Here is a 23,612-nt window from a genome sequence, read left to right on the forward strand (position 1 = left end):
GCACCCACTATCCTTCAGAGCGCCATTCGTTATGACTGTCTGTGCTGTAGCTGTAAAAGATATCTTCATGTTTATTCTGCAGGTAAATATATTTGTACATTGTGTCTTTCTTGGACCGCTCATACAGTTCCGCCGCTTCTTCGCGGCACCTGCCGCAGGCTGCGTGCGGCACAGAAACGCACAGCACCCGCACGCTTCTGGTATAACCGTGGTTTGCTTCCGAATCAATTAACAGGTACCCGGGGCAGTCATCACAGAGCCTCAGTTGTTCAGTTTGATTTTCCTCAATGTAGTCGGTATCGTAAAAAATATGTTTGTCCCTGGTGTAGTAATTGCCGGAGATCCTTTTGGCGTCGGGCGATACCCTGTCACGGGCTTCCCAGCGCTGCAGCAGCTCGTCTGCCAGCCGCTCAACATTTTCTTTCATGTCAGGTCTTTCCGTGAATCGCCCCGGCCAGTAGTCCGGCTCTTTCACGCCGCTGTAATCAAGACCGGCGAGTGCCAGTATGATGCCCATATTTACATAGGGAAGCGCCGTTTCAATGGCATAGCCGCCTTCCAGCACGGCCAGGTCCGGGCGCAGCTTTTCCGTTAGCGCGGCGTACCCGTTCGCGGTTATCCGCATGCTGCCGAGGGGGTCCGTGTAATGGTTGTCCTGCCCGGCCGAGTTGACAATAAAGTCCGGTTTAAAATCTTTTAAAATAGGAAGGATTAAATTATCTACCACGTAAAGCAGGCTTTCGTCAGTGGTGCCTGGCTGCAGCGGAATGTTGATGGTGCGGGCGTAAGCCCTCGGGCCGCCAAGCTCATAGGTGTATCCGGTACCCGGATAGAGGGTGCGCCCGTCCTGGTGAAAAGAGATAAAAAGTACGTCAGGGTCGTGCCAGAAGATATCCTGGGTTCCGTCACCGTGGTGCACATCCGTGTCGATAATGGCAATTTTTTTCAGACCGTGGCGGGAGCGCAGGTGATCGACCATAATCGCTTCGTTGTTTATATTGCAGAAGCCCCGGTTGCCGTGGACAACACGCATGGCATGGTGCCCGGGAGGCCTGACCAGGGCAAATCCGTTTTTTATTTCCCCGCTTACTATTTTATCTGACAGCAGGATCGCCGCGCCCGCCGCGATCAGGTGGGCTTCCGTGGTTTGTTTTTCCACCGTGGGCACGCAGAAATGCAGCCTGGCAACGTCATGAATACCGGCCAGTGAGGGTTTGTATTCCTCTATTTGTGGCAGGTCCATAATTCCCTCTTCAAATATCTGGTCCCTGGTATAGAGAAGGCGCTCTTCCCTTTCAGGGTGGGTGGGCGATATGGCCCAGTCAAAAGCAGGAAAGAAAATCAGCCCGGTCTTTTTGCACTTATTCATTAAATCACTCCCCAGCACCGATTCTGGCCATAATTCCCCTTGGTGTCTGAACCGTGATGTCATAAAGCCTGCCGGTTGTATCCCAGCCTCTGATCATATTGAACACTTCCTGGCGGGTGACTTCAATTTCACCAGCCGGCAGTTCCAACCCGTATTTTAACGCCCGTTTCACCAGGCTGTCTTTTGCCATTTCCAGCGCTTTATTTATGTTAAACTGCCGGTCGTTGATTTTTTCCTGGCGTCCTTCTTCCTGTATTATGTAGTAACCTTGTTCGGTGTCTGCCCTGAGATTTACCTGGAGCGTCGGTTTGGCCAGCGCCGCGCCGATAGCGTTTGCCACAGACGCGTATTTGGGTATAACGGAACGGCAGCCCAGTTTCTCCGCTATCCGCGCCGAGAACCCGGCGGCCCCCCCGCCCACTCCCGCGACAATTGTCGGTTTTACCGTGTGTTTATGCAGTATCTCCCAAACCCGGTAGGCAGGCTCCTGCTCCCATTCTATAAACATTCTTTTTATTTCAGCGGTAATGCTGTCCACAACCCTGGTAACAACACGGCCCGCAACCTCTTCCGCGGATATGTTCAATCCCTCGCCTAAAAGTGCCATGGCTTCAGCCGCTTTCACCCTGTCTCCCAGGTCAGTCAGGCCCATCACCCGCAGGGCATCGGTCGGTGTTGGCGCGGGACCGCCCAGGCAGTATGCCTGGCCTTTCCTCTGGCTGTGGATATTAATATCGTTTCCCGTCCGGCTTAAAACGCTGTCGCCGCCTATAGCAACGGATTTGACAGCCAGGGTCCTCACCTGAGTCAGCTGCTCCATCACCCGGGCGCCTTTTGCGGACAGCAGGGGCTGGCCGCTTAGAATCAGCGCCAGGTCGGTGGTTGTACCCCCTATGTCCACGACCACCGCCGTTTCACCGGGGCCGGTAAGCGCCTGTACACCAAGGGTGCTGGCGGCAGGCCCGGAAAAAATTGTTTCAACTGGGAATTCCTCGGACCTCTTGAGCGGGGCGGTACCGCCGTCAGCCTTTAAAATATAAACGTCAGCGTTGATTTCACGTGAGTTCAGGGCCTGGCGTACGGAATCGATAAAATAATGGTAGGGCTCGCGGGTAGCGCAGGTAAGATATGTTGTTACCACTCTCCTGGGAAAGTTCAGCTGGCTGCCGATCTTCGAACCCAGCTCAACCTGCCACCCGGGATATTTATTATGGATTATTTCCGCCACCTGTTTTTCATGAGAAGTGTTGCGGGGGGAAAATTTACCGACCACACCGACCTTCTTGGCGCCTTTAGCGGCGATCTCGCGCAGTGCCGTTTCGATTTCCTGCTCTTTCAACGAAAGTATTTCCCTGCCGCGGTAATCTATAGCGCCGGGGATGATATGCGCGTAAGGCATATTTCTATAGAAATCGTGGCTCAGGCCGGGGCCGGGGATAATTAAGAGGTCTACGTCCTGGTATTTTCGCTCCGCGATCAGGTTAGTAATAATCGTGGTGCTGAAAACGATCCTTTTGACCTTTTTTTTGTCCGCGTCCTTTATGATAGTGTCGACAGCCTCAGTTAACGAGTCTATCAGGTCCGCCCTGGTAGGGACCTTGGCAATTGCCCGCACCCGGTTGTTTTCCAGGAGCACGGCGTCCGTATACGTACCTCCCACGTCTATGCCGACAAACATATCTTTCCCCCCATCGGTAACTAAAACCCTTACTGCAAACTGCCGTCACCTATTTTTTTCTGCAGAAGGTACAGTTTGTTGATAGCCTCCAGCGGTGTCATGCTTAAAATATCCAGGTGGCGCAGCTCTTTAATAACTTCATTTTCTGTTTCGCCGCCCCTGTCGCAGCCGTTATCGGAAGCTGCCGCGACCTGAGAAGGCGTCTCGGAGGAGTTTTCCAATAATTTCAATATATTCGCGGAACGGCCTATAATTTCAGCCGGCAGACCGGCCAGTTTTGCCACATAGATGCCGTAGCTCCGGTCCGCTCTGCCGGGCAGCACTTTTCTCAGGAATACAACCTGTTCGCCCTCTTCTTTTACCGCCACGTTCATATTGACGACCCCCGGCTCCCTGTCCAGGTCGGTGAGCTCCAGGTAATGTGTTGAGAAGAGGGTCTTGGCCTTAATTTTGTGATGGATGTATTCAGCCAGCGCCCTGGCAATGCTGATCCCGTCATATGTACTGGTGCCCCGCCCGACTTCGTCCAAAACGATCAGGCTTTTTTCGGTCGCTCCCGCTACAATGGCACGGCATTCATTCATTTCCACCATAAAGGTGCTCTGCCCGCCGGCGATGTCGTCCGAGGCCCCGATCCTGGTGAATATGCGGTCGACCAGTGAAATTTCCGCCCTGGAAGCAGGCACGAAGCTGCCGGTCTGCGCCATTAACACGATTATGGCCACCTGGCGCATATAGGTGCTCTTGCCCGCCATATTCGGGCCGGTAATCAACAGCAGCCTTTTTTCCTCATAATCCATATCGGTGTCGTTGGGCACGTACTGTCCCGGCCCCATAGCCCTTTCCAGGACCGGGTGCCTGCCGTCCCTGATCAACAGCCGCCCGTCTTCTAGTATTTCCGGCCGCACGTAATTATTTTGGGATGCCGCTTCCGCCAGGGAGTACAGCGCGTCGACCCCGGCCACGGCTGACGCGGTGGCCTGGACTCGCCGGATCTGCGCCGTAAGCTGCTCCCGGATATCGTTAAAAATTTTATATTCCAGGTGCAGCAGCCGGTCCTGCGCTCCCAAGACAAGGTCTTCATACTCCTTGAGCTCCGGCGTGATATATCTTTCCGCATTGGCGAGAGTCTGCCGGCGGGTGTAGTCCTCCGGCACGTGGTCAAGATTTGACCTGGTTATTTCTATGTAATATCCAAATACCTTGTTGAAGCCGACTTTGAGGGACTTTATGCCGGTGCGGAGGCGCTCCCTCTCTTCCAGCCCTGCCAGCATCGACCTGGCTTCCTTCCCGGCTGAGCGGTACCTGTCCACATCCGGGTTATAACCGGTTTTGATAATTCCACCGTCCCGCAGTGACAGCGGCGGATCGTCATCAATGGCCCGGTCTAAAAGGTCCGCGGTGTCTTCCATCGCGTCAATGGCCGCGCCCTTTTCTTTTAAAAGGCTGCATAACGCTTGTCCCAGCAGTTCCTTGAGCGCCGGGAGACATAATAACGATTTTTTCAGCGCGATTAAATCGCGGGCGTTAGCCGCGCCAAACGCAATTCTACCCGCCAGCCTCTCCAGGTCATAAATTTTCTTCAGCTCTTCTTTTAGCTCCTTGCGGAAAAAAGCATTCTTGGCCAGTTCTTCGACCGCGTCCAGCCGTGCGATGATTTCCGCCTTTTTCAGCAGCGGCTGTTCGAGCCAGTTCCTCAGCATCCTGCCGCCCATAGAGGTGACCGTATTATCCAGGACCGAAAGCAGCGTAAACTTTTTCGTGTTGTCAGACATTGACCTGGACAGCTCCAGGTTTCTCCTCGTCGGCGCGTCCAGGGTCATATACCTGCCGGGCAGATAAAACTGGATCCTGTTGATATGGGCCATGCTTCTTTTCTGGGTGTCTTTCAGGAAGCTTGCCAGCGCGCCGGCGGCGCAGGCCGCTATTTCAGGATCTGAAATATTAGTCTTTAAAAAAGCGCCTGGTCCAAACTGCTCTTCCAGCGCACTTTCAGCGGCAGACAAATTAAAGGCTTCGTCCCTGTAGCCGCTGACCAGAATATTCCCTTTTAACCTCAGAGTCTCCGGAAAGCTTTTAACCAGCGAAAGCGGCACAACCAGTTCCGCCGGCATTAACCTGTTCAGTTCATCTGCCAGTTCAACGCCTGCTTTTTGTCCTGTCAGAGAACTTACCATAAAAGTCCCGGTAGTCACATCTGTGACAGCCAGGCCGTAGCCGTTGCCGCCGCGTGCGGCGCAGGCCAGGTAGTTGTTCCTCCTCTCCTCCAGGAGGTTTCCTTCCATCACCGTGCCCGGCGTGATTACCCGGGTCACTTCCCGCCTGACAATGCCTTTTGCCGCCGCCGGGTCCTCCACCTGCTCACAGATCGCCACATGGCGGCCCCGGCTGACCAGCCTGGCGATATAGCCGTCAGCGGCGTGATACGGCACACCGCACATGGGTATGCGTTCCTTCAGCCCCCCGTCCCTGCCGGTAAGGGTTATCTCAAGATCTCTTGACGCCGACAGGGCGTCGTCAAAAAACATCTCGTAAAAATCACCCAGCCGAAAAAAAAGGATGGCGTCCGGATATTGTTTTTTAATCTCAAGATATTGCCTGATCATTGGGGTAAAACTCACCGGGATCCCTCCTGGAGAACATTATAACATATGGCATTCTAAACCAAAAGAAAAACCCCGCGCAGTGTGATATGCTCCCCCCTTAAATGACAGTTTATCTTTTTCACTGTCTACTTTAAGGGGAGCATATTAGTTCGCAGGGTTTCAAAATATATCTTCATTTCGCATGTGTCAGCAGACTCGTGTCTTAACAGACATACTATGACAGCGGAATGGGGACACACCAAATGAGACGTGAGATATGAGACCTGAGACGTGAGAATGCAAGACAGATCTTAAGGGTTAAAGACCCAAAAGGAATGCGTAAAACCCACGTCCAACGTCTCACTACCCACGACTCATGTAATGTCCCCGTTCTTGGTTTTTAACCGCAGCTGCCGTCGCAGCCGCAGGACTGGTCTTCGCAGCCGCAGCCCTGCTGTTTGACGCCTATGGCTTCGCCGATGATATTGTTTATTGACTCCAGGATGCCCTGAAACTCCTGCTGGGCCTTAAAAAAGTTATAGACATACGGGTTGTTGAGCATTTTGAATTCCAGTTCCTCAAGTTCTTTAACCTGTCCTTCAGTCAACTGCTCGCCCTGGGCCTGGATCATCTGATAAGCCCTTTGCTTTTCGTCAAACTGGGCAATAGAGCCTCTAGCTTCATCGTTTTCCATCATCATCTTTTCCGCTTCTCTCATGGTGTTCAGTTCCTTTGATTCCGCAAGCGCCCTGCCCAGATCCTGTGCTTTTTCTATGATAGACATTATTCTTAGCCCCCTGTTATTTAAATTATTATTTCTTTCCTAATTCAGTCATCGGGTCCTCGATTATCACGTGTATCTCACGTCTCAACAATCTCGCCTGAAAGGTGCGCCAGTTGAGCTCCGGTAATTCTCACTTTGACTATTTCTCCCCTCAGGTCCCCGCCGCCCGCAAACATAACTATTTTATTGCCCCTGTTCCTGCCGAGCAGCAGGCCGGCTTCCTTCCTGCTTTCACCTTCCACCAGTACCTCCTGGCGCCGGCCGACCTCCTCCATGTTTTTCTCCAGGCTGATTTTATTTTGCAGTTTGATTAAAGCCTGTATCCTGTCCTTTTTTACTTCTTCAGGGACCTGTCCCTCCATTTCAGCAGCCGGCGTTCCGGGCCTGGTATTGTATATGAATGTGTACGCGCTGTCAAAACGGGCCTGCCTGACCAGGTCCATGGTGTCGCTGAAATCATCTTCATCTTCTCCGGGGAAACCGACCATGATGTCGGTCGTTATATTGGCCTGAGGCACGAAAGTCCTTATCTTTTCTATCAAACCAAGATAATTTTCCCTGGTATAGCCCCTGTTCATAATTTTTAAAATTCTGCTGCTGCCCGCCTGCACCGGCAGGTGAAAATGCTCGCAGACCTTTTTCGAGCCTGCTATGGTCTTGATCAGCTTTTCGTTAAAGTCCCTGGGATGGGAGGTCATGTAACGGATCCTCTCAATACCGTTTACACCTTCCAAGCACTGCAGCAGCGACGCAAAATCTTGATTACCCCCCAGGTCTTTTCCGTAGGAGTTGACATTCTGGCCCAGCAGTACTATCTCTTTGTAGCCCTCACCGGCCAGCCCGGCTACTTCAGATATGATATCTTCCTTATTACGGCTTCTCTCCCTCCCTCTCACAAAAGGTACAATGCAATATGTGCAAAAATTATTACACCCGTATGTTATTGTTACCCAGGCACGCACACCTTCTTTCCTTTTAACGGGATGCCCTTCATATACGCCCCTGGAGCCGGTCCATATCTCCTGTACAGTTTTTCTGCTTTCAGAGACCCGGTTGAGCAATTCAGGCAGCTGGTGCGCATTATGAGTACCAAAGACCATGTCGACATGTGAGAAAAGCTGTGCTATCCGGGCGGCCATGTTTTCCTGCTGAGGCATGCAGCCGCAGACTCCAATTATTAAATCAGGATTTTCAAGTTTCTGCCGGCGAAGCCGCCCCAACAGCGAGAATACCTTATTTTCGGCGGTTTCCCGCACACAGCAGGTATTTAACAGGATTACCGACGCCGCGTCGGCCGAATCAGCGGGAGTATAGCCGACGGCCTCAAGCATGCCCGCCAGGACCTCTGAATCATGCTCATTCATCTGGCAGCCGAAGGTAATAATATGATATGATTTCAAAAAGCAACCGCCTTTTCGACAAGATTAAAACCATTATAATGGTTTAATCATCCATATGCAAACATACCTTACCTTCGCGGGCAGGCTGTCAACAGCTAAATAAATTTAATTATTCTTTAATAGGAAATAATCCTTTTTTTGCAGAAATATATAAATAGTTATTGAGCAGCGATACCATTCATTTTATGTTATTTGAAACTTGCGACAGGAGGAGTTCATATATGCTGCAGAAGCTTACAGGGATAGCCGTGCTGGCCGGGTTGGTGATATCGGTCACAGGCTCTATCCTGGAAGATGAAAACTTAAGGCTGTCCGGTATAATAATACTCCTTGTCATAGCCACACTGGCGGGTTACAGGTTCTTAAAATTTTCGGTGTTGACACCCACCAGTAACATATCCGGCACGTGTATAGGCCTGAAGCGGCTCCCCACCTATTTTGAGCTTTCATTCCGGACCAGCACGGGCGTCTATAACGGACAGGCCGGCCTGAAAATTGGCAATGACCTTAAAATTGGCGACAGGGTGGAATTGGTTGTAAAAGGTCCGGTTATTCTCGAAATCCGCAAATAACAGGGAATTTATATCTATATTCATAAATTAACGTGTATAAATACCTCCCGTGTATAAAATACTTTCATTATGGATTAACGGGAGGTGAAATTCCATGGTAGACACCGGGGTTAAAGCTGAGATTCAAAATTCAATCAGAAACGCCCAGGAATGCATGGTGGAAATGGGTTCTGTCCTGGACAAGCTTCCGGAACAGGGCCACGAAGAAAAGAAACGCCTGAGAGATCTCTGTTATAAAACAGGGACTCTGCTGAAAGAAGCACAGCAGAGGTGCGACAAACTTTTTTAGAGGTTTTCCCGGCTTACAACCGGGAAACTTCTTTTTTATGTTATAATGCTTTATAATTGAGTTTGCCGTGAGATATACTGCCGTGGAGGAGGCGAAAACATTGTCTCAGATCGAAGATCTTGGCGCAGCTAAACAACTGATTGAAATGCAGTTAAAAGATATCGACAATATTGGCACGAAAGTGCCTTATGGTCTGGAGTATTCCTTCTGGGAAAACTTTACCGCTAAAATAATTGACCGTATTTATGGAAATGATTCCAGGCAGCGCCACGGGTTTGAACAGGCCGGGCGCGGCGGTTGCTTTTCCGTATTCGATACTTATTCGGAACACCAGAGGAGAGAAGATTTTCTGGAAATACTGAGCTGCAAAAAGGAATACCTGGAGAACCTGATCAAAGACCTTGATGTGCGCACCCATGGCCCCGGGCATAAGGCATCCGAAGGCACAAACGAATTCGGTTTGCCCCCGGAGAGCGACGTGTATTCAGAGGAGATCTCAAAGACCGGTGACGCTTCCCCTCTCGACCACGCGGTTTATGAAATTCTGTCCAAAATAAAAGACCCCGCGCTCTTAAAAGAGGCGAGGCTCAACCTGATTGCTTTAAGGGACGAACTGCTAAGGCCCAAACCTTCCTGGGCAAGGCTTAAACACCACATGATCTGGCTGATTGAATTCGGTAAGGAAGAATTTTTCTCAATACTGCCCTTCGTAGTACTCTATATACGAAAGATTTCGGATTAAACTTTACTTGACGAGAGTTACCCGGCAGTTGGCCAGGTGGATCACTTTATGGCTGACACTGCCGATGGCGGCGCCGCGCAGTTCGCTGGCGCCCCTGCTGCCCATAATAATATGGTCGTAACCGCCCCGCTCGGCATAATTAATAATAACCGTGGCGGGGTCTCCTTTTTCAATATACCTTTCCACCTCAAGGCCTTCTTTTATGAATCCCTGCAGTGTTCTATCCATTATTTCTTTGCCCTTTTCTTCCATAGCCCTGTCAATTTCCATAAAGCCACTGCTTTCAGGAACAACTACCAGCACAGACAGTTTTAAATCCGGGTTTGTTTTCATGAGCCTGGAAGCATAAGCGGCCGCTTTCAGCGACGTGTCGGAACCATCGCTCGGCAATAATACTCTGCTCTTAAGCATACAAAGTCCCCCTGGTTAATTGGATTGGCTTTAAACAGTCCCGTTTGGCTGCTGCAAACAGTGACAGGATTTTTTTATATTTTCCCGTGACAGGTTTTTTTTATTTATAAATTTGCCTGACAGGCTCTTGAAACCTCACACTGATTTTTTTGCTATCTGGTCAGCCAGGGCTATGATGCGCCTGGCGCGGTTTGCTATCGGGTACTCGATCATTTTCCCGTCCACCTGAAATATCGCCTGGCCTTTGGATTCCAAATCGTCAAATACTGTTACAATTTTTTGCGCCCAGGCCATCTCTTCAGGTGTCGGCGTGAACACTTCGTTTAAAGGATCTATCTGCCCGGGGTGTATGGCCAACTTGCCCTGGAACCCCATCTGGCGCACCAATTTAGCATCGGCTACCAGTCCCTCGATATCTTTAAAATGAGGATAAACCGTGTCGATAGGCGGCTCGATACCGGCTGCGCGGGACGCTACCACCAGCTGGGAGCGGGCGTAAAATATTTCACTGCCTTCCTTGGAAAAAGTAGTGCCTATGTCAAGGACATAGTCCACTCCACCGAAGAACATCCGGCTGACCCTGGGGCTGGAAGACGCGATGCTGAATGCGTTGACAATGGCATTCGCGCTTTCTATGAAGGGTATTATTTCCATACTCCCTTCCGGCAATCCACGCTCTTTTTCTATTTTGCCGATCAGCCAGTCGACCTGCCGTATTTCTTCAGCTGATTCAGACTTGGCCACTACCAATCCCTTTACACCTTCTGTTACCGCCGCCAGCAGGTCGCTCAAAATAAATTCGGTTTGGACGCTGTTGACCCGGATAAACACGTCTCCCCTGCGGGGCAGGTCCAAAGCCTCTTTTAAGGCATTCCTGGCGTTAGCTTTCTCGCTTATTGCCACCGCGTCTTCCAAGTCAAGCACGGTCCCGTCCGCGTTAAGCATCAGGGCCTTGCCCACTTTGCGCAAATCATTGGCAGGAGCAAACAACATAGTGCGATAAATAGACAATGCACTTACCTCCCATCACATAAAATATCTTACCAGAATATTCTACCCCGTTGTGCTTTTTCCTTTCTTGCCGGTAATTCTTTGCAATCCTTTTAGTGGACAACCTTGCCGGGCAAGTGTTATAATTTTGATTAGTAATATCTGGGAGGAATTTTAATGGAAAATAATGAAGCCGCTAAAACCGATAAGGGCAGCAGACAGGGTACAATAAAAATATCTGAAGAAGTAGTGACCACCATAGCCGGGCTCGCCGCTGCGGAAGTCGCAGGCGTGGCCGGGATGAGCGGCGGTATCGCCGGTGACCTGGTCGAAAAGCTGGGCCGCAAAAACCTGTCCAAGGGAATCAAGGCCGAAGTGAGCGATACCGAAGCCACTATCGACATTAATGCTATTGTCGACTACGGGGTTAATATCCACGAAGTGGCGCTTGAGCTGCAAAACAGCGTTAAAAATGCCATTGAAAATATGACCGGCCTGGACGTGGTGAACGTCAACGTAAATATCCAGGGCCTGTCTTTTGGCCCTGAGAACAAGGAGGAAACGGGCGGTCTAAATAAGTAAATGAAATTTCCGCGTATGGTAAAAATCGGGCAGTCCTTTCCAAGTCTGGGGCTGGCCGATTTAACGGGTGAGCTAAACCGGGTCTTGTCGCAGTCGAACCTGCGGGACAGTATAAAGCCCGGCATGCTGGTCGGCATTACCGCCGGCAGCAGGGGCATTGCCAACATTACTGAGTTATTGCGTGTGCTGGCCGGCCATATCAGGTCTCTGGGAGGGCGGCCTGTTTTACTTGGTGCGATGGGGTCGCACGGTGGCGGCAATCCCGTCGGACAAGCTGAATTACTTGGCTCACTCGGCATAACCGAGCATGCCACCGGAGCCGAGGTAATTTGTTCTGCCGAGACTGTAGTTATCGGCAGTGCTTTTTATGGTGACATTTATCTCGCAACCAGTGCTCTTGCATGTGACGCTGTTATTGTAATCAACCGGGTCAAGCCCCATACCTCATTTCACGGTGACATTGAAAGCGGCCTGCTGAAAATGCTGGCGGTAGGCCTGGGCGGCCCTGCCGGAGCCGCTTCACTGCACCGCAGCCATCCCAACCTGCTTTCCAGGGCGGTGGCCGAAGCCGGGATGGCCGTGCTCAAAGCCTGCCCGGTGGTCCTAGGCCTGGCCATAGTTGAAGACGCCCATGAGGCGACATCTAAAATCGTGGCTGTTAAACCCGAAGATTTTTTTGAGACGGAGAAAAATCTTTTGTCTGAATCGCGCCGGTACTTACCCGGGCTGCCGGCAGCGGAAATCGACGTCCTTATCGTCGACGAGATAGGCAAGAATTTCAGCGGCACCGGCATGGATACAAATGTAATCGGCCGTTTGAGGATCCAGGGCGCTCCTGAACCTGAAACCCCAAGTATAAAGAGGATCATAGCCCTCGATGTGGCTGCCCAGGCGCACGGAAACGCTTACGGAATAGGTTTGGCCGATTTCACAACGCTGCGTCTGGCCTGCAAATTCGACCGCGAGTCCGCCTACCTGAATGCTCTGACCAGCACTTTTATACAGCGGGCCATGATGCCTATGACCCTGCCCGATGACCGGGAAGCGCTCAAGGCCGCGCTGAGAAGTTTGAGCGGTATTGCGCCGCAGGATGTAAGGATGATGCGCATCCACAACACCCTGCACCTGTCTGAAATGCTGGTTACAGAAAACCTGCACAAGGAAATTTCCGACTCACCGCATATAAAAACACTTGGGCCGCCGCATGAAATAGACTTCGGCCCGGACGGAAACCTGCCGCCCTTTTGAGACGTGCAAAAGAGACGTGAGAATTGAGACATGAGACGTGAGAATGCATGACATTTTTAAAGGGTTTTAAGACCCTGAAGAAATGCAGGATATAATCACGACTCACGACCCACGACTCAATTAATGTCCCCGATTGGAATGGCGGGATAAATCCCGCCCTACAGCAAGATACCTTCGATGCATACGACTCGCGACGCACGTCCATCAACCCAAATAGCCAAGCGGGTTCAACGCCATGGAGACTTTGTCTGCAACCTGAATAAACCACATTAGTCTTGCACATTAAGATTACTTTTTAATAAGAAATCCACCACCGGGCGGTCGGCTTCCGCAAAATCGAAACTTTTCATTTCACCAGCGCTAACCCATTTAAAACTGCGGCACTCCAGGGCTTTGGCTTCGCCCCGCAGGTACCGGCACCAGTGGCAGCGCATGATCACCTTTCTGTCCCGGTACTTGTGCTCTACCACCATCAATTCCCGCCCTACTTCAATCTCAAGATCAAGCTCTTCCCTGATCTCTCTCTTCAAACAGGCGGCCGCATCCTCACCCGGTTCTATTTTGCCGCCGGGGAATTCCCATTTCAGCCCCATGTGAGAGCACTCCGGCCTCTGGGCAATAAGTACCTTACCGTTATTTCTGATTACAGCCGCGGCAACTGCTATTTCTTCCATTATCATATCTCCTGAAATTCTCTGTTGTTAGTCCGGCTGTCGCTACAGTATTATTCAACCCTTTTCCATTGAGTAGCCGCCCTGGCAAGTTCTGCTCCGGTTATTTTGTCTGTTACCTGGTGAAGAAATTCAATACCGCCGTCGTCCCGCTGTTTCTGAGCAGCGCAAGAAATGACCCGTGAGCCGTAAACAGTTTCCTTCTTGTAGGCAACCTCTATTTTCACTGGCAAGTATTCGCGGTGTACATCTACAGGCACCGCTTCCAGCATCCACTCCACGTACCTGGTATTGTTTACATGCCTGTACATGTCGATATCGCTCAAACGGACCATGAACTCCAATTTTTGTTCGCAAGATTCAGCGGACTCAATTTCAGGGAATCTGCCGCCGGCGGCCTGCATCCCATCAACTCCGAAAACCACGGCGATATCCGGCGGTACGCGAACAGGCCGGTTCCGTTTGAGGTCGTAAAAAATCCAGCGGGAATCCGCGGTACCCAAAATCATTTTATTCTTATCCCTGATTTTGAACTCCCGGTAAGCGTAGAACCTTTCAAAGCTGCAGACCTTTGTCTCTACGATCACATCTTCCATCCACCCGGGATACCTCTCCATCTGTATAGACCAATTGGTCAATATCCATATCTGGCCCTGTGACATCAGTTTGCCGAGCCCGTACCCGCATTCCTCCGACTGCCTGGCCGCGACTTCTTCGAAAAAGTTCAGGACTGTAACCGGCGACGCCAGCCTTTGGCTGTTTATCTCGTAATAGTGGACGCGGTTGTTGATCGTAAAAGTACTCATTTTTTTTAGTTCCACTCCCCCATCATAAAAACAATCGTTTTCATTTTGGCAGGTTGTCGTCGGTGGCTCTGCCGTCACCGCTGACAGGAATGACCTCTCCCAGGAAGGTGGGCTCGGGTTTAAGGAACCTGGCCATGAAGAAATCTTTGTTCCTGGCTGCTGTCTCCCTTAATTTGCAAATCGTCATTACTTCACCGTAGTCATGCAGGTCAGATGCCACGCCGCAGGCCTCAAGCCCCATCTCCCTGGCAATAAAGACTGCCCGCGTCAGGTGGTATCCCTGGGTTACAATGATAACCTTTTTCACCTGAAAGATATCCCTGGCCCTGTAAATACTTTCGTACGTGCTAAAGCCGGCATGGTTCATAAACACGTCTTTAGGCGTAATACCCTTTGCAATGAGGTGCTTTTTCATGGTGTTGACCTCGTCGTAACTCTTGCGCCCGTGGTCGCCGCTGACCAGTATTTTGCCTGCTTTCCCTTGTTTATATAACTCATAAGCCTGATCCAGCCTGTCATTTAACATAAACGATACTGTGCCGTCCGGAAAAACATAGGCGCCTAAAACCAGTATGGCGTCGCTTTCCGGCGCCTCACCCGGATTGATTATATAACTGGAACCGGTCCTTTGAACGTAGTGGTCGACCAGTAAAAATAAGCAAGATGCGGCAGCGGCTAAAATGCTCAGAATAATCATGACTCTTTTAATTCTATTCTTCAAAACACTGCACCCTTTAAATAATTTTTATGCCTGGAAGGCCTTTCGAGCTGAACAATTAACCATCATGCCATTATAATAAGGGCGGCGACAGGTATTAATAAAATAAGTGAACTTACCACCCACCAGCCGGAATTTTCATCTCCGCGCAATCTCCCCTTCAGTCCCATGATAGCGGCAGACAATGACACAAGAGCGCTGATCAGAGCGATAGACAGCGCAACCAACCCACGTGTCAGGCAGCCCAGGATATAGACTGGTGTCGCGGCGTTTACAAAAAATAAGACCGTAAGGATTAAAGGATAGATGATATGGTTCCTGATATTTCTTTTTTTTAAATTACTGCTGTAATGCAAAATTAAATCCTCCCGAAAGCTTCACCAGATATAAGGGTATCGACGCGTGTATTATTTAGTTTGCCGAGTCTGACGGGCTAAGCAAAATGAGTTTTTATTGACAGGCCGATTTCGTCCGAAACGCGCTTTAACTCATCTAAATCATAGTTTTGCACGATTACTACAGGAAAAGAATCAGAACCGTCATCGGCGAATGCTAACGTCAAACCGCCGGGTTCCAGTTTGGACGCGATAATATTAAGCGCATCCCATGTCGGCATTTTGCCGTCTATCTCTGACAGTAAAGCATCTTCCGCAGGGAGTCCCCTCCTGGCCAATAGTGAATTTACCGCGAATTCTATATCCTTGTGAAAAGCCCTCCAGTCCAGCCTAAAGATAAAATGCTCCCTGTTAAGTATGCCGTACAATATATCCCACAGGTATGAACCAAGAAGGTTGCCGGGGTCGGCAGCCAGGTCATCCAGGTCGTCCTCTTCGTAGCAGCAGTACTCTCCATACTCGCTGTCCAAATACTCCGCCGGCTTGTCACTAAAGTACTTAACCTTATTGACAACCTCTTCCGCTCCTGAAGTCAAGAGCTCTGCCAGCCTGTAATATTTTTCAAGAAACATTCTGTCAGTATTCATCACTTACCTCCCTGTTTAAGTCTCTTTAATTGTATAACGGCTGCATAGTTGGATAATTCAACCTTTAACTGCAAAATACCTGCGTACAGATACCTTATGCATAGAAAAAAGCCCGATATTTCGGGCTTTTTATCTTTCATCTAAAATTATCAGGCAATTTTCTGCAGCGACAGGTGCGCGCTCATCGCCTGCTGGTACAGCTGGAGGTACTCCACTCCTGACCGCGCCCAGGAGAAATCCAGCTCCATGGCGTTTCTGACCAGGGTTTCCCACTGCCCAGGCTGCTCCCGGTAAAGCCGCAGCGCCCTTTTGATGGCGTTGAATAGTTCTCTGCCGGAATAGTCGCTGAAGCCAAAACCGTTCCCGGATGAAGTTTCCGGGTTGTATTCATTGACAGTGTCGGCCAGCCCTCCCGTAAACCTCACTATTGGGATAGTCCCGTAGCGCAGGCTGATCAGCTGGCCGAGCCCGCAGGGTTCAAATCGCGAAGGCATCAGGAACATGTCGGAGCCCGCGTAAATCCGCTGCGCCAGAATGGCGTTAAAGCCCAGGTACAGCCCCATTTTTTCCGGGAAGCGGCTTCTGATCCTTTCGAACATATCCTCGTAGTATTTGTCACCGCTGCCCAGGACCGCAAACTGAATATCTTCCGACATCAGCTGGTCGACTATCTCTGCAATCAAGTCCAGGCCTTTCTGGTCTACCAGGCGGGAAATCAGGCCAATCAGCGGAATGTCCCTTACCGGTAGTCCCAATTCCTTCTGCAGGGCAAATTTGTTTTCCTTTTTATGGGTGACGTTGGCGCTGTCATAGTTGCGGTGGATGCGGTTGTCAGTTTTAGGATTAAACTCGTGGTAGTTAATCCCGTTCACAATACCGTACAGGTCTTTGGACCTCTTCCTCAGCAGGCCGTCCATCCGCTCTCCCAGCTCCGGCCGCTGGATTTCAGCGGCATAAGTGCGGCTGACGGTATTTATAACGTCCGCGTACACGATGCCTGCTTTCATAAAGCTTACCGATCCGTAGAACTCCAACCTTTCCGGGTGGTAGAACTCGTCACCCAGCCCGAGGACTTGCAGGACTTCCTTGGGGTAGTTGCCCTGGTATTGGAGGTTGTGGACAGTGAAAACGGTTGCTATCCTGTTGTAAAAAGGGTCCTGCCGGTAGTGTGTTTTTAAAAATAAGGGAATGGGGCCGGACTGCCAGTCATTGCAGTGGATTACATCAGGCTGCCAGTCCAGTTTCGGAAGCATCTCCAGCACTGCCCGGCAGAAAAACGTAAAGCGCTCAGCCTCGTCGTCATACATATACATCCGGTCACGGTAAAAATAGTGGTGGTTGTCAACCAGGTAGACCGGGATAGTTTTATGCACCCCCTGGTACTGCGACTCTATACTGCTTTCCCTGATTATTGCCGTTTCATTTCTATTTTTAAAAGGAACCGGGAAATCCATCCTGTAAGTTCCAGACTCGATTTGCTGGTAACGGGGCATGGCCACCCTGACGTCATTGCCCATGTTATCGTTGCCCACCACTGCCAGCGCTTTGGGCAGCGAGCCGGCGACATCCGCCAGTCCGCCCGTTTTAGCAAAGGGAACGACCTCCGAGGAGACCACTAATATTTTTAAAGGCCGATCAAACATACTGGGGCACCTCCCTTTCATACCTTTGTCCGATTGGAAATATTTCTTCGGTTTCCCTAAGCGCCTGTGCCGCTATTTCAGGCGGGGTGGGGTTGATAAAATAACCGGTGCCCAGCTCAAAACCAGCCATTATGGTCAGGCGGGGCATTATCTCCAGGTGCCAGTGGAAATGGTGTTCGTCTCCCATGTTTACAGGCGCTGAGTGCAGGACCACGTTGTAAGGTATATTCCTTATCAGTGATGTCAATTTCCCGAGGGAATTCCTTAAAACATAAGCTAGGTCCCGCACCTGATCTTCTCTTATCTGGGTGAAATCATACTGGTGTTCTTTCGGTACAATCCAGGTTTCAAAGGGAAAACGCGAGGCGAAAGGACTGAAACTAATAAAGTGGCCGCTGTCAATGACAACTCTTTCTTTCTCCGAAATTTCCTGCCTGATCATATCGCATATTACGCACGATCCGCGCCGGTTACCGTATTCCCTCATCCCTTCAATTTCCCGCCTTACGTCCTCGGGGACAAGCGGGGTGGCGATAAGCTGGGAATGCGTGTGCTCAAGGGATGCGCCGGCCACGCGGCCGGTATTTTTAAAGATTTGGATATATTTCAGCCTGGTGTCTTTCCTTAAATCCAGCGAGCGGTCACGCCAGATCCAAATTATTTCTTCCACCTGTTTTTCTGTCTGCTCATCCATACCGGTAATATGTCTTTCGGATTCAATAATCACCTCGTGGGCGCCCACACCGTCCATGTACTGGTATACACCCCTGTCCCGCCGGTAAGGGTCACCCTGGATATTTACGGCGGGAAACTTGTTGGGTACTACCCTGACCCACCAACCGGGTTTGTCTTTAGAAGTGCCTTCTTCACGGTATGAAATTATTTCCGGGGGTGTTTTTTCTTCATTTCCTTCACAAAAAAAGCACTCCTGAGACTGTTTTCCTTCGTTTATTTCTTTGTAGTCATTGGGGCGTTTCCCTCTCTCAGTGGCAATTATTACCCACCGGTTGACAATGGGATCCTTTCTCCATTCAGGCATTGCTTTACCTCCTGCTTTATATCCTGGTTATATTTCCATAATATGTAGCCGGCGCTTTCCAGTGCGAATATAAACTTATATTGAGAGTGCCGCAATATGTTCATTTTTATTCGTTTAAATGTTACCTTTTGCTGATTATTTTCAATTAAAGAAGGAAAAAGTCAAATCTGATCGAATGTAACAAATACATGAAATGCAGTAAAAAAGGGGTAGCCGTTATGGGCAGCGATTTGGTCAGCATTAAAGGGACCAGGAACGGGCTGTTGATTTTACTTAATCCAAACCGGGATTATGAAGAAATCAGGAAAACCCTTATGAGCAAGATGGAGTCTGCCAGGGGTTTTTTCAAAGGCGCGAAATTTTCTTTGTCACAGGGTCCCGTTGAAATACCCGTCAATCAAAAAGACGAGCTAGAAAATATTTGCCGGCAGTACGGTTTAATTCCAAATACGGACAAGGTAGCGGTTATAAGGCCTGTGCATAAAGAACCCCCTGCTCCCAAAGTTGTTGCCCGTGTCGCCGCCAGGCCGGAAACAGGCGAAGCCGCGTTAATGGTGCGGCGTTCGCTGCGGTCAGGTCAGAGTGTCACCCATGACAGCCATATAATTGTACTGGGAGACGTAAATGCAGGTGCGGAGGTAATATCAGGCGGAAATGTTATTGTAATGGGAAGCTGCCGCGGCACGGTACATGCAGGGGCGGGAGGAAACCGGTCGGCGAAAGTTATTGCCCGCAGGCTTAGCCCAACTTCCCTCAGCATAGCAGAAAAGAGGCTCAGCTCGGAGATTTCAAAATCTATTACAAATGAATGTCAGACCGTGAAGCTGTCCGGACAGAACTTTATCTTTGAAAAGTACGTGCCCGGCCGTTAATTTAAAAAGCGGCATGGAGACTGCGTAAAAAACCCCGGTGGTTCGCACCGGGGTTTCGTTATTAAGCAATTTATTTATCCTCCAAAAATTTTAGAGCGGTCAGGATGCCGGCGACCGACTTGGCGTCACGTATCTTGCCCGACATAATCATCTCCGTCGCCTGTTTCAGGCTGACGGTTTCCACATCGATAAACTCGTCCTCGTCAAGATTTTGTTTTTTCAGGGAAAGGTCCGCAGCCAGGAACAGGTGAATTTGTTCGTTGGTGAACCCGGGAGTGCTGTAAAAGCTAATCAGGTGTTTCATGTTCCCTGCTTCATAACCTGTTTCTTCGGTCAGTTCCCGCCCGGCGCTTGACGCGTAATCCTCCCCGGGTTCTATCTTCCCCGCCGGTATTTCCAGCAGGGTTTCCCCCACAGCATATCTATACTGCCTTACCAGGAGCAGCTCTCCTTTTTCGTTTATGGGAACAACGGCGACGGCTCCCGCGTATTCTACAATTTCGCGCTTTGATGTTTTCCCGTCCGGGAGGGTTACTTCATCGACCCTGAGGTTAATAATCCTGCCATCGTAAATCTTTTTTGACGATATCATTTTTTCCTTGTAATCTGCCATAATGTTCACTCCAAATTTTTGCGAAAGTCTATTAAAGATTATTTATTCTCTAATATCTGGAATATATCCTGCAATCTTCTCTAGGTTCTTATTTATTATACCTAAATTTGTAAGCATTAAAAATGCATATTGAGTTCAGGTAAACAATCTGAATTTTAAAATCAATAAAAATATAATAACACCGGTGAAATCTCTTTTAGAGAATAGTATTTAAAATATTACACTATTGGACTTCAGATAAGGGACTTTTTTGTTGTTTTTGTTGAAAGGATTTTCCCTTACGAGCATAGAATTTTAACCATAAATAGAGTTCTATGGCATAAGACGACAGTTCAATTTGTATAGTTAACTAATAAAGAGGTGAGCGACGGTTTGGCAAGAATAGGCATTCCCAGTGCCCTGCTTTACTATATATACTACCCTTTCTGGCTGACCTTCTTTAACGAGATCGGGGTCCAGGTTGTCACATCAGGAAGGACGACTAAAAATATTCTGGATAAGGGCGTGCGCGAGGCCCTGGCCGACGCCTGCGTTCCGATCAAGCTTTTCTTCGGCCATGTAATGGACCTGAAGGACAAAGCCGACTACCTTTTTATTCCCCGCGTAGTTTGCCTGAACGGAAAAACAATATACTGCCCGAAGTTTTTAGGTTTGCCGGACATGATCCGCCATTCGCTTGACGACATCCCCCCTATCATCGATGTGCGCATAGATACCCGCCAGGGGCGGCTGTCACTGATCAAAGCCTATCTTGAAATCGGTTCTTATTTCGGCGCCAGCAGGAATACCGTCCTCAGGGCATACTGCCTGGCCAGGGCAGCTCTGCGCCGCTATAACCTGCTGCTGATGAAAGGGTTTAGCCCGATAGAAGCCATGGAACTAATAAAAAACCCCGATAACAAAAAATTAGTACTGCCGCCTAAGGCGAACCTCAGATTCGCTGTCCTGGGATACCCCTACGCTATATATGACAGCTTCATCAGCGTCAATATACTCGATAAATTAAAGAAAATGGGAGTTAATGTTTTAACCGCGGAGAATATAAACCCCCTTCTACTTTCTTTACAAAAAAACTGCGGGCTGCCCAAACGGCTGTTCTGGACTTTCAGCGATAAAGCTCTTAAAGCAGCTCATTATCTGTTCAGGCATGACCGGGTTGACGCGGTCCTGCACCTTACCGCCTTCGGCTGCGGTCCTGATTCATTATTAAATAAATTTATTGAACTGGAAGCGAAGCAGCACAGGGATATCCCCTTTATGACCCTGATGATCGACGAACATACCGGGGAAGCCGGAATGGCCACGCGCCTGGAAGCATTCGTGGATATGGTCAGGCGCAGGAAGGAGGCCTTTGCTTGTCAAAATTAACATTTCCCAGGATGGGCGAGTCCTGGCGAACATTTAAAATGCTGCTGGAAGACCTGGGCAACGAAGTGGTGGTACCGCCCCGCCCCAGCAAACGCACTCTTGATCTTGGCGTCAGGTATTCCCCGGAATTTGCCTGTTTCCCCCTGAAAATACTGATGGGAACTTACCTGGAAACCGTGGAGAAGGGCGCGGACACCATCGTCACTTCGGGCGGCATGGGCCCATGCAGGGCCGGTGAGTATGCCATGCTGCACCAAAAAATCTTAAAAGACCTCGGGCATGATATGAAGATGGTGGTCTTTGAACACCCCCGCCGCCAGCCTCTAAACTTTATCAGAAACGTATGGATCCTCAATAAAGACCGGCATTCCATCAAGGTCGTCATCGCCCTTATTAAAAAAGCCTGGCGCAAACTGCAGGCCCTTGATAACGCTGAAAAGCTGAGCCACATAGTCAGGCCCAGGGAAATCGCCCGCGGGACAACTTCAAAAGTTTACCGCAAGGCACTGGAATGGATCGACCAGGCCAACACCACCGATCAAATCATTGAAGCCGAGACAGCCGCTCTGGAAGCGCTGCACGTGGTGCCCCAGGACTCAGACAGGGATGTGTTGAAAGTCGGCATAGTCGGCGAGATTTACGTACTGCTGGAGCCTGCGAGCAACCTTGAAATGGAAGAAACCCTGGGCTATTTGGGAGTCGAAGTGGAAAGGTCCATGTTCCTTACCGGCTGGACCAGGGACAACACCTGGACCGAGACTACCGAAGGGATGACTGTAAAAGATGCGGCTTCTCCCTACTTGCCGGAGTTGGTGGGCGGCCACGGGCGTGATTCCATCGGCAACACCATACTATGCGCCAAACGGGGATTTGACGGTATGATCCAAATAGCCCCATTTACATGCATACCGGAAATTGTCGCCCGCACAATACTTCCCCGTGTCAGCAGGGACTACGACATACCGGTACTGACTTTCTTCCTGGATGAGCAGACCGGCAAAGCAGGTATGTCCACCAGGCTGGAAGCATTTACTGATTTAATGAGGAGAAAAAAACGCTTTAAACATGAACTAGGTTCATTAACAGGTTAAACAGGAAGGATACATGATGAAAGCATATTTAGGCCTCGATGTTGGATCGGTCAGCATAAACATCGTTGTTCTCAGCGAGGCTGGTGATGTTATTACCGGCCTTTACCTTCGCACAAAAGGCAGGCCCATCCAGGTAATCCAGGAAGGGCTGAAAAAAGCCGAGCAGTCAATACCGCCTGATTGTGAAATAGCTGGTGTCGGCAGCACGGGCAGCGGCCGTTACCTGGCCGGCATAATGGTAGGCGCCGACGTGGTAAAAAATGAAATTACAGCCCATGCCGTAGCCGCCTCCACGATGGTACCCGACGTGCAGACAGTATTTGAAATAGGCGGCCAGGATTCAAAAATCATTGTCTTAAGAGACGGAATAGTAACTGATTTTGCCATGAATACCGTCTGCGCGGCAGGCACGGGATCTTTTCTAGACCAGCAGGCTGCGCGTCTGAACATCCCGATCACTCAGTTTGGCGAGCTGGCTCTCCAGTCCAGTGTTCCGGTGAGAATTGCCGGCCGCTGCACCGTTTTTGCGGAATCTGATATGATCCACAAGCAGCAAATGGGACACCAGATCCCCGATATTATTAACGGCCTGTGTGAAGCTTTGGTGCGAAATTATCTCAATAATGTAGGTAAAGGCAAGGAAATACTGTCCCCCATCGTATTCCAGGGAGGCGTGGCCGCCAATGTGGGAATAAAGGCGGCTTTTGAGAAAGCCCTGGGCGAGCCGGTGTTAATACCGAAACATTTTAACATCATGGGCGCCATCGGAGCTGCCCAGCTGGCTCGTGAAGAAGTGCGGAACAGGCAGACAAGCTTTAAGGGTTTTCAGATCGCAGGCCTTCCTTACCGCACAGGGAGTTTTGAATGCGACGGCTGCTCCAACGTGTGTGAGGTCGTGGAGATTTACGAGGGGGACAAGGTTATCGGACGCTGGGGTTCACGCTGCTCCAAATGGGATATTGTACAATAAAAAGCAAGTAAAACATTTCGACAGGATTAACTGGATTTTTAGTAGATTAACAGGATTATAAAACATTTATATTAATAAATTCTTGTTAGCAAAAGTATTACAGGACAACATTAATAAATAATTGGTAAAGAAATAGTAGAATATCTTTTGTATATATTTAATAAAATCATGTAAATCCTGTCAATTCGT

The 23,612-nt window shown here is 49.8% G+C and carries 24 protein-coding genes; 9 read left to right on the forward strand and 15 right to left on the reverse strand.

Annotation, left to right across the window (positions count from 1 at the left end):
* Nucleotides 1-7 precede the first annotated feature (7 nt).
* The 5 genes from ACOBQJ_RS01140 to miaB all read right to left on the reverse strand — a co-directional run bounded on the left by ACOBQJ_RS01140 (nt 8) and on the right by miaB (nt 7,816).
* On the reverse strand, nt 8-1,369 hold the full coding sequence (locus ACOBQJ_RS01140) for a histone deacetylase (protein WP_421069869.1): 1,362 nt from the start codon (nt 1,367-1,369) through the stop codon (nt 8-10).
* A 4-nt stretch (nt 1,370-1,373) separates the two neighbouring features.
* Nucleotides 1,374-3,047 (reverse strand): hydantoinase/oxoprolinase family protein, encoded by a 1,674-nt coding sequence (locus ACOBQJ_RS01145; protein WP_421069870.1) that lies wholly within the window; start codon nt 3,045-3,047, stop codon nt 1,374-1,376.
* A 29-nt stretch (nt 3,048-3,076) separates the two neighbouring features.
* Nucleotides 3,077-5,653 (reverse strand): DNA mismatch repair protein MutS, encoded by a 2,577-nt coding sequence (gene mutS, locus ACOBQJ_RS01150; RefSeq protein WP_421070109.1) that lies wholly within the window; start codon nt 5,651-5,653, stop codon nt 3,077-3,079.
* A 379-nt stretch (nt 5,654-6,032) separates the two neighbouring features.
* Nucleotides 6,033-6,416: a YlbF family regulator gene (locus ACOBQJ_RS01155; protein ID WP_421069871.1), complete on the reverse strand. Its 384-nt coding sequence runs from the start codon at nt 6,414-6,416 to the stop codon at nt 6,033-6,035.
* A 77-nt stretch (nt 6,417-6,493) separates the two neighbouring features.
* A complete protein-coding gene (gene miaB, locus ACOBQJ_RS01160) occupies nt 6,494-7,816 on the reverse strand; it encodes a tRNA (N6-isopentenyl adenosine(37)-C2)-methylthiotransferase MiaB (protein WP_421069872.1) in 1,323 nt (440 codons plus the stop codon).
* Between the two features lie 221 nt (nt 7,817-8,037).
* Between miaB and ACOBQJ_RS01165 the strand changes: the two genes are divergently transcribed.
* The 3 genes from ACOBQJ_RS01165 to ACOBQJ_RS01175 all read left to right on the forward strand — a co-directional run bounded on the left by ACOBQJ_RS01165 (nt 8,038) and on the right by ACOBQJ_RS01175 (nt 9,419).
* The gene (locus ACOBQJ_RS01165) at nt 8,038-8,388 is read left to right on the forward strand and encodes a hypothetical protein (RefSeq protein WP_421069873.1); all 351 of its coding nucleotides are present in this window, start codon (nt 8,038-8,040) and stop codon (nt 8,386-8,388) included.
* 94 nt (nt 8,389-8,482) lie between these two features.
* On the forward strand, nt 8,483-8,677 hold the full coding sequence (locus ACOBQJ_RS01170) for a hypothetical protein (RefSeq protein ID WP_421069874.1): 195 nt from the start codon (nt 8,483-8,485) through the stop codon (nt 8,675-8,677).
* A gap of 100 nt (nt 8,678-8,777) precedes the next feature.
* The gene (locus tag ACOBQJ_RS01175) at nt 8,778-9,419 is read left to right on the forward strand and encodes a hypothetical protein (RefSeq protein WP_421069875.1); all 642 of its coding nucleotides are present in this window, start codon (nt 8,778-8,780) and stop codon (nt 9,417-9,419) included.
* Nucleotides 9,420-9,422: 3 nt separating this feature from the next.
* On the opposite strand, the gene ACOBQJ_RS01180 is transcribed toward ACOBQJ_RS01175, so the two are convergent.
* Together ACOBQJ_RS01180 and ACOBQJ_RS01185 are read right to left on the reverse strand one after the other, a co-directional pair.
* Nucleotides 9,423-9,830 carry a universal stress protein gene (locus ACOBQJ_RS01180; protein WP_421069876.1) on the reverse strand — a complete coding sequence of 136 codons (408 nt, stop codon included), beginning with the start codon at nt 9,828-9,830 and terminating at the stop codon, nt 9,423-9,425.
* Between the two features lie 135 nt (nt 9,831-9,965).
* The gene (locus tag ACOBQJ_RS01185; protein WP_421069877.1) at nt 9,966-10,841 is read right to left on the reverse strand and encodes an HpcH/HpaI aldolase/citrate lyase family protein; all 876 of its coding nucleotides are present in this window, start codon (nt 10,839-10,841) and stop codon (nt 9,966-9,968) included.
* Nucleotides 10,842-10,997: 156 nt separating this feature from the next.
* Here ACOBQJ_RS01185 and ACOBQJ_RS01190 point away from each other — a divergent pair, with 156 nt between their 5' ends.
* Complete coding sequence (locus tag ACOBQJ_RS01190; protein ID WP_421069878.1) at nt 10,998-11,402, forward strand: Asp23/Gls24 family envelope stress response protein; 405 nt, start codon at nt 10,998-11,000, stop codon at nt 11,400-11,402.
* Nucleotides 11,403-12,650, forward strand: coding sequence for a hypothetical protein (locus ACOBQJ_RS01195; protein WP_421069879.1), 1,248 nt, complete (start codon nt 11,403-11,405; stop codon nt 12,648-12,650). It abuts the gene before it with no gap.
* 269 nt (nt 12,651-12,919) lie between these two features.
* Here ACOBQJ_RS01195 and mutT read toward each other — a convergent pair whose 3' ends face one another.
* The 7 genes from mutT to galT form a co-directional block, all read right to left on the reverse strand.
* Entirely contained in the window at nt 12,920-13,324 is a 405-nt protein-coding gene (gene mutT / locus ACOBQJ_RS01200; protein WP_421069880.1) for an 8-oxo-dGTP diphosphatase MutT, read from the reverse strand.
* A 50-nt stretch (nt 13,325-13,374) separates the two neighbouring features.
* Entirely contained in the window at nt 13,375-14,127 is a 753-nt protein-coding gene (locus ACOBQJ_RS01205; RefSeq protein WP_421069881.1) for an acyl-[acyl-carrier-protein] thioesterase, read from the reverse strand.
* Between the two features lie 40 nt (nt 14,128-14,167).
* On the reverse strand, nt 14,168-14,848 hold the full coding sequence (locus ACOBQJ_RS01210; protein WP_421069882.1) for a SanA/YdcF family protein: 681 nt from the start codon (nt 14,846-14,848) through the stop codon (nt 14,168-14,170).
* A 62-nt stretch (nt 14,849-14,910) separates the two neighbouring features.
* A complete protein-coding gene (locus ACOBQJ_RS01215; RefSeq protein WP_421069883.1) occupies nt 14,911-15,201 on the reverse strand; it encodes a hypothetical protein in 291 nt (96 codons plus the stop codon).
* A 77-nt stretch (nt 15,202-15,278) separates the two neighbouring features.
* On the reverse strand, nt 15,279-15,827 hold the full coding sequence (locus ACOBQJ_RS01220; RefSeq protein ID WP_421069884.1) for a DUF6630 family protein: 549 nt from the start codon (nt 15,825-15,827) through the stop codon (nt 15,279-15,281).
* A gap of 149 nt (nt 15,828-15,976) precedes the next feature.
* A complete protein-coding gene (glgA, locus tag ACOBQJ_RS01225; RefSeq protein ID WP_421069885.1) occupies nt 15,977-17,470 on the reverse strand; it encodes a glycogen synthase GlgA in 1,494 nt (497 codons plus the stop codon).
* The gene (galT, locus tag ACOBQJ_RS01230) at nt 17,463-18,509 is read right to left on the reverse strand and encodes a galactose-1-phosphate uridylyltransferase (protein ID WP_421069886.1); all 1,047 of its coding nucleotides are present in this window, start codon (nt 18,507-18,509) and stop codon (nt 17,463-17,465) included. The genes glgA and galT overlap by 8 nt, the downstream gene beginning before the upstream one ends.
* A 218-nt stretch (nt 18,510-18,727) precedes the next feature.
* On the opposite strand from galT, the gene minC reads away from it, so the two are divergent.
* Nucleotides 18,728-19,381, forward strand: coding sequence for a septum site-determining protein MinC (gene minC / locus ACOBQJ_RS01235; protein WP_421069887.1), 654 nt, complete (start codon nt 18,728-18,730; stop codon nt 19,379-19,381).
* Nucleotides 19,382-19,451: 70 nt separating this feature from the next.
* Here the strand turns inward: minC and ACOBQJ_RS01240 are convergent, their stop codons facing one another.
* Complete coding sequence (locus ACOBQJ_RS01240) at nt 19,452-19,994, reverse strand: NUDIX domain-containing protein (RefSeq protein WP_421069888.1); 543 nt, start codon at nt 19,992-19,994, stop codon at nt 19,452-19,454.
* A gap of 372 nt (nt 19,995-20,366) precedes the next feature.
* Between ACOBQJ_RS01240 and ACOBQJ_RS01245 the strand changes: the two genes are divergently transcribed.
* The 3 genes from ACOBQJ_RS01245 to ACOBQJ_RS01255 are packed head-to-tail and all read left to right on the forward strand — an operon-like array spanning nt 20,367 to nt 23,423.
* Nucleotides 20,367-21,362 (forward strand): acyl-CoA dehydratase activase-related protein, encoded by a 996-nt coding sequence (locus tag ACOBQJ_RS01245; RefSeq protein ID WP_421069889.1) that lies wholly within the window; start codon nt 20,367-20,369, stop codon nt 21,360-21,362.
* Nucleotides 21,350-22,453 carry an acyl-CoA dehydratase activase-related protein gene (locus tag ACOBQJ_RS01250; RefSeq protein WP_421069890.1) on the forward strand — a complete coding sequence of 368 codons (1,104 nt, stop codon included), beginning with the start codon at nt 21,350-21,352 and terminating at the stop codon, nt 22,451-22,453. Before ACOBQJ_RS01245 ends, ACOBQJ_RS01250 begins: the two co-directional genes overlap by 13 nt.
* Nucleotides 22,454-22,469: 16 nt before the next feature.
* Entirely contained in the window at nt 22,470-23,423 is a 954-nt protein-coding gene (locus tag ACOBQJ_RS01255; RefSeq protein ID WP_421070110.1) for an acyl-CoA dehydratase activase, read from the forward strand.
* Nucleotides 23,424-23,612 lie beyond the last annotated feature (189 nt).

Source organism: Pelotomaculum propionicicum, assembly GCF_048984525.1.
GTDB lineage: Bacteria > Bacillota > Desulfotomaculia > Desulfotomaculales > Pelotomaculaceae > Syntrophopropionicum > Syntrophopropionicum propionicicum_A.

What these genes read in the sequence shown, in the direction of transcription:
- glgA (WP_421069885.1), bottom strand. Translation starts at nt 17,470, where the DNA reads ATGTTTGATCGGCCTTTAAAAATATTAGTGGTCTCCTCGGAGGTCGTT.
- galT (WP_421069886.1), bottom strand. Translation starts at nt 18,509, where the DNA reads ATGCCTGAATGGAGAAAGGATCCCATTGTCAACCGGTGGGTAATAATT.
- ACOBQJ_RS01240 (WP_421069888.1), bottom strand. Translation starts at nt 19,994, where the DNA reads ATGGCAGATTACAAGGAAAAAATGATATCGTCAAAAAAGATTTACGAT.
- ACOBQJ_RS01170 (WP_421069874.1), top strand. Translation starts at nt 8,483, where the DNA reads ATGGTAGACACCGGGGTTAAAGCTGAGATTCAAAATTCAATCAGAAAC.
- ACOBQJ_RS01155 (WP_421069871.1), bottom strand. Translation starts at nt 6,416, where the DNA reads ATGTCTATCATAGAAAAAGCACAGGATCTGGGCAGGGCGCTTGCGGAA.
- ACOBQJ_RS01205 (WP_421069881.1), bottom strand. Translation starts at nt 14,127, where the DNA reads ATGAGTACTTTTACGATCAACAACCGCGTCCACTATTACGAGATAAAC.
- ACOBQJ_RS01220 (WP_421069884.1), bottom strand. Translation starts at nt 15,827, where the DNA reads ATGAATACTGACAGAATGTTTCTTGAAAAATATTACAGGCTGGCAGAG.
- ACOBQJ_RS01180 (WP_421069876.1), bottom strand. Translation starts at nt 9,830, where the DNA reads ATGCTTAAGAGCAGAGTATTATTGCCGAGCGATGGTTCCGACACGTCG.
- mutS (WP_421070109.1), bottom strand. Translation starts at nt 5,653, where the DNA reads ATGATCAGGCAATATCTTGAGATTAAAAAACAATATCCGGACGCCATC.
- mutT (WP_421069880.1), bottom strand. Translation starts at nt 13,324, where the DNA reads ATGGAAGAAATAGCAGTTGCCGCGGCTGTAATCAGAAATAACGGTAAG.
- ACOBQJ_RS01190 (WP_421069878.1), top strand. Translation starts at nt 10,998, where the DNA reads ATGGAAAATAATGAAGCCGCTAAAACCGATAAGGGCAGCAGACAGGGT.
- ACOBQJ_RS01145 (WP_421069870.1), bottom strand. Translation starts at nt 3,047, where the DNA reads ATGTTTGTCGGCATAGACGTGGGAGGTACGTATACGGACGCCGTGCTC.
- ACOBQJ_RS01255 (WP_421070110.1), top strand. Translation starts at nt 22,470, where the DNA reads ATGAAAGCATATTTAGGCCTCGATGTTGGATCGGTCAGCATAAACATC.
- minC (WP_421069887.1), top strand. Translation starts at nt 18,728, where the DNA reads ATGGGCAGCGATTTGGTCAGCATTAAAGGGACCAGGAACGGGCTGTTG.
- ACOBQJ_RS01165 (WP_421069873.1), top strand. Translation starts at nt 8,038, where the DNA reads ATGCTGCAGAAGCTTACAGGGATAGCCGTGCTGGCCGGGTTGGTGATA.
- ACOBQJ_RS01140 (WP_421069869.1), bottom strand. Translation starts at nt 1,369, where the DNA reads ATGAATAAGTGCAAAAAGACCGGGCTGATTTTCTTTCCTGCTTTTGAC.
- ACOBQJ_RS01195 (WP_421069879.1), top strand. Translation starts at nt 11,403, where the DNA reads ATGAAATTTCCGCGTATGGTAAAAATCGGGCAGTCCTTTCCAAGTCTG.